This window comes from Streptomyces sp. NPDC051183 (assembly GCF_040682455.1).
In the GTDB taxonomy this organism is placed as follows: domain Bacteria; phylum Actinomycetota; class Actinomycetes; order Streptomycetales; family Streptomycetaceae; genus Streptomyces.
The window spans coordinates 1-3,834 of sequence record NZ_JBFBBA010000107.1 but is presented as its reverse complement, the minus strand read 5'-3'; the positions used below and the strand labels follow the sequence as shown (position 1 = coordinate 3,834).

Annotated in this window: 6 protein-coding genes; 4 read left to right on the top strand and 2 right to left on the bottom strand. The window is 69.1% G+C overall.

Features of this window, described 5'->3' with window-relative positions:
* Positions 1–562: 562 nt before the first annotated feature.
* Both AB0M99_RS37585 and AB0M99_RS37580 read left to right on the top strand, forming a co-directional pair.
* Positions 563–1,777, top strand: a complete 1,215-nt coding sequence (locus AB0M99_RS37585) for a glycosyltransferase (RefSeq protein WP_365928736.1) — start codon at positions 563–565, stop codon at positions 1,775–1,777.
* A gap of 89 nt (positions 1,778–1,866) precedes the next feature.
* Positions 1,867–2,208 (top strand): DoxX family protein, encoded by a 342-nt coding sequence (locus AB0M99_RS37580; RefSeq protein ID WP_365928734.1) that lies wholly within the window; start codon positions 1,867–1,869, stop codon positions 2,206–2,208.
* Here the strand turns inward: AB0M99_RS37580 and AB0M99_RS37575 are convergent.
* Both AB0M99_RS37575 and AB0M99_RS37570 read right to left on the bottom strand, forming a co-directional pair.
* The gene (locus AB0M99_RS37575) at positions 2,198–2,488 is read right to left on the bottom strand and encodes a hypothetical protein (protein WP_365928732.1); all 291 of its coding nucleotides are present in this window, start codon (positions 2,486–2,488) and stop codon (positions 2,198–2,200) included. The genes AB0M99_RS37580 and AB0M99_RS37575 overlap by 11 nt on opposite strands.
* Positions 2,485–2,841: a hypothetical protein gene (locus AB0M99_RS37570; RefSeq protein ID WP_365928730.1), complete on the bottom strand. Its 357-nt coding sequence runs from the start codon at positions 2,839–2,841 to the stop codon at positions 2,485–2,487. The genes AB0M99_RS37575 and AB0M99_RS37570 overlap by 4 nt, the downstream gene beginning before the upstream one ends.
* Between AB0M99_RS37570 and AB0M99_RS37565 the strand changes: the two genes are divergently transcribed.
* Together AB0M99_RS37565 and AB0M99_RS37560 are read left to right on the top strand one after the other, a co-directional pair.
* Positions 2,840–3,337, top strand: a complete 498-nt coding sequence (locus AB0M99_RS37565) for a DUF2625 family protein (protein ID WP_365928728.1) — start codon at positions 2,840–2,842, stop codon at positions 3,335–3,337. The two genes, AB0M99_RS37570 and AB0M99_RS37565, sit on opposite strands and share 2 nt — an antisense overlap.
* Complete coding sequence (locus AB0M99_RS37560) at positions 3,229–3,792, top strand: DUF2625 family protein (RefSeq protein WP_365928738.1); 564 nt, start codon at positions 3,229–3,231, stop codon at positions 3,790–3,792. The genes AB0M99_RS37565 and AB0M99_RS37560 overlap by 109 nt, the downstream gene beginning before the upstream one ends.
* Positions 3,793–3,834 lie beyond the last annotated feature (42 nt).

The window sequence follows — 3,834 nt, the reverse complement described above, 5'->3', positions numbered from 1 at the left end:
CAGACTCTTTCGTGTCCGATTCCCGGTCGAAGCGGGTTTCGCTTTCCAGGTTTCCGCTTTCGCGTTTCCCTTTCCGGCGAGTCCGACTCTATCAGAAGTTTTCCACCGGATTTCCCGGCTTCAGATTCCTGGATGAGGAGTCGAGTGTCCCCCGTTCAGAATTCACTTCCTGGGGGGTGTTGCCGAACTGTTCAGCTCCAGGCAACCGTTTGACTCTACATCACGGCGTCGGAGCGAGTCAAAACGCCCGCGGCCAGGCCGCGTCGGCGCCTGTTGTTGCAGGTCACGACCGGCTTCGTGTGATTCGTCCACGCGGGTCTCGACGAGCATGGGCTTCTTCAGAGACCAGCCCACCGAGCCCCTGCTGGCGTGCGGTCGCACCTTCATCAGCCTTCTTCGGGGCGAGCTCCCGCCCGGGCACCACAGCTCGGCGTGCTGAGCGACGTAACTACAATCCCCGCACTTCAACCGTATAGCGGGCAGGGGGCCTTGCCGCAAGACCCCCATAAGGGGCGAAAATCGCTGCCCACGTGCCGGAGACCCGGCGCGAGACGGGAGCGAGATGCGTTTTCTGTTGTCCACGATCGGGTCGCGCGGAGAAGTCCAACCGGTGGTGGCACTGGCCGTGCGGTTGAAGGCAATGGGTCAGGATGCCGTCGTCTGCGCGCCCCCCGACTTCCGCGGATGGGCCGAGTCCCTCGGCATCGCGTACGTCCCCGTAGGGCCGGAGCTCCGCGGGACCGCAAAGCAGCGCGCCGGCGCCATCCCCACGCCCGAGCAGCGCCGCCGGATGATCGAGGGCACGGTCACCGCGCAGTTCGAGGCGGTCCGCGCGGCCTCCCAGGGCTGTGACGTCATCGTGGGAGGCGGAGCACTGGCCGTCGCCGCGCACTCGGTGGCCGAGCAGCGGGGCATCGGCTACGTCTACGCCGCCTTCGCCCCGATCACCCTGCCCTCCGCGCACCACGCACCACCCGTCTTCAGGATGCTCGGACAGACACCCGCGCAGGAGGGGACCGTCGACAACCGCACCCTCTGGGCCGAGGACGCCGACCGCTGGAACGCCATGTGGGGCACGGCCCTCAACGGGCAGAGGGCAGCCGCCGGCCTGCCGCCGGTCGAGGACGTCCGTAGCCACATCTTCACCGACTCCCCCTGGCTCGCCGCCGATCCCACTCTCGCGCCCTGGCCGGAGGCATCCGGCCAGGACACCGTCCACCAGACCGGGGCCTGGGTCCTGCCGGACGACCGGCCGCTGTCCGCCGACCTGGAGGCGTTCCTGGAAGCCGGCGAACCTCCCCTCTATTGCGGGTTCGGCAGCATGCGCGCGCCCGAAGGCGTCACCGGGACGGTGATCGCTACGGCCCGCGCGCTCGGACGGCGCCTGGTCCTGTCCAGCGGCTGGGCCGACCTGTCGCTCTTGGACGACGAACCCGACTGCCTGTCGATCGGCGAGGTGAACCAGCAGGCTCTGTTCCCACGGGTCGCCGCAGTGGTGCACCACGGCGGCGCCGGCACGACCACCGCTGCCGCGGCATCCGGGACACCACAGGTGGTCGTCCCGCAGATGTTCGACCAGTTCTACTTCGCCCGACGCGTCGAGCAGCTCGGCATCGGCAGCGCCCACCCGGCCGGCGAACCGACCCCCGACTCCCTGCTCACCGCCCTGCGTCACGCCCTCGACAGCGAAGTGGCGGACACGGCCCGTACCGTCGCCGGCGAGGTCCGCACCGACGGTGCGTCGACGGCCGCCCGCCGACTGATCGGGATGCAGTAGGAGGACCGCAGTCACATTCGCGCGGGGTGCCGGGTCAGAGGGGTGACGGACGCAAGAACCCCGTAAAACACCTGATCGGAGTACCTCTGATGTCGACTGCCTACGTGATCGCGACCCTGTTCGGCGCGCTGATGGCCGGGTTCTCGGCCGGCTCGGTCTTCTTCAACGCCAAGTGGGTCGTCGAGCCGCTCGCCGAGTACGGCGTCCCGCGCGCCTGGTGGACCTGGCTCGGCATCGCCAAGGCGGCGGGCGCCGTCGGCCTGCTGGTGGGACTGGCCGTCCCCGCGATAGGGGTGGCCGCCGCCATCGGCCTGGTCCTCTACTTCACCGGCGCCGTCATCGCGGTGATCCGGGCCCGCTCGTACGCGCACATCCCGTTCCCCGTCATCTACGCCGCCCCCGCGGTGGCCGTCCTGGCCCTCATAGGTTGACGCGCTTGAGGTACACGCGGCTGCGGTGGGGGACGGTCTGGTACCAGACCATCAGGTGCTCGTCCTCGTACGTACGCAGCCGCATCGGATGCGGGTCCTCGTAGAGGCTGCCGTCCTTGGGGTCGATGGCCATGGCGGCCAGGTCGACCAGGCCGTCCAGGACGGCAGTGACGAGCTTCTGGTGCTCCGCGGACATCTCGCCGAGTACCCACAGCCGACTGGGATCGCACTCCCAGGCCCAGCCGTTGTCGTTCTCGACGCCCTCGCCGCGCAAGGTCACTGGCCGATCTCCCGCTGGGCCTCGGCGAGGATGCGGCTGCTGGTCTCCATCGCGGCCCGGAACTCCTGTTCCGTCGCGGTGGGGTCGCCCACGATACGTTCGGCGTCCTGGAGGGCCGCCGACCGCGCGGGCCAGCGGTGGATGGCCACATGGGTGGCCCACTTGATCAGGAAGAACCGCAAGGGGTTGATCGCCCCGGTCTCCGCGGCCCGGTCGAACGCCTCGTTGCACTCCTTGTCGAGCACGACGAGGCTCGGCATGTCGATCCGCCGCACGGCGTCCCGCAGGGCCTCCCGCGTCATGGCCGGCTGAGGGATCAGCGGCCCGCCGTCTTCCAGTTGCTCTGCAGTCATGGTGTCCTCCAGGGGAACGCGGCCAGGATACCCAGCCGTTCTCGCAGCGAGCCCGCTCGGAGATCCCCCGTACCCCGGAGGGCCGAGAGACGGGTTGCCGGTGCGACGATGCGGGAATGCGCGGGCTCCATTCGTGGACAGCGGGTGGCTGCGGATCTCCGGGAGCCCGAATGGTGCCGGCCTCGGAGGACCGCCCAGCCCGGCCGAGGTCAACGCGATGCCCGCGGCATTCGATCCGGCGTGGCACGCGGGTGCGGGCCTCGTGGTTGCGCACGACGTGCTGGGCGGTGCCTTCGTCCTCAACGGAGCGATCCCCGTGAGGCCGGTCGGCCCGGTGAACCGGGCGAGATCCTCTACTTCGCCCCCGACGCCCTCAGCTGGCAGGCCCTGGGCGCCGGCCACTCGGCATGGCTGTCCTGGATTCTCTCCGGAGGGCTCCAGGAGTTCTACGAGGACTTGCGATGGGACGGCTGGCGCAACGAGGTCTCCGTGCTGAACGGCCGACAAGGACTGTCGCTCTACCCACCGCTGTGGTCGGCCGAAGCTCGCCGGGACCTGTTGGCGACCAGCCGTCGTACGGTGCCCATGGCGGAACTCCTGGGCCTGAGCCGCGACTCGAGCCTTCAGCTCGACGGAGTCGATCCGGGGCTGGCCAGGGGTCGAGCAGCGGTCCGCAGTGGTCGCCGTGGTGCCGGTGAACTGGATGCGCGAGTCCAGGTGCCCGCCAGCGCCGTCGAACTGATGGAGCACCGCGCACCAACGCTTCTGGGACTGCCAGTCGTCGCCACTCCAGCCCTCGGGGAAAGCCGCAGTAACCGAAGCGAGGAATCCCGGCCGGCTTGCCTGCACCCCAATGCAATCTCAAATGCGGCAGCCGGTACGCCATTCGGCGATCGGGCCGTAAACGCAGAAAAGCCCCGCACCATAAGGTGCGGGGCTTTCCCACAATGATTGTTCGGCGGCGTCCTACTCTCCCACAGGGTCCCCCCTGCA

What these genes read in the sequence shown, in the direction of transcription:
- AB0M99_RS37585 (WP_365928736.1), top strand. Translation starts at nt 563, where the DNA reads ATGCGTTTTCTGTTGTCCACGATCGGGTCGCGCGGAGAAGTCCAACCG.
- AB0M99_RS37580 (WP_365928734.1), top strand. Translation starts at nt 1,867, where the DNA reads ATGTCGACTGCCTACGTGATCGCGACCCTGTTCGGCGCGCTGATGGCC.
- AB0M99_RS37565 (WP_365928728.1), top strand. Translation starts at nt 2,840, where the DNA reads ATGGTGTCCTCCAGGGGAACGCGGCCAGGATACCCAGCCGTTCTCGCA.
- AB0M99_RS37570 (WP_365928730.1), bottom strand. Translation starts at nt 2,841, where the DNA reads ATGACTGCAGAGCAACTGGAAGACGGCGGGCCGCTGATCCCTCAGCCG.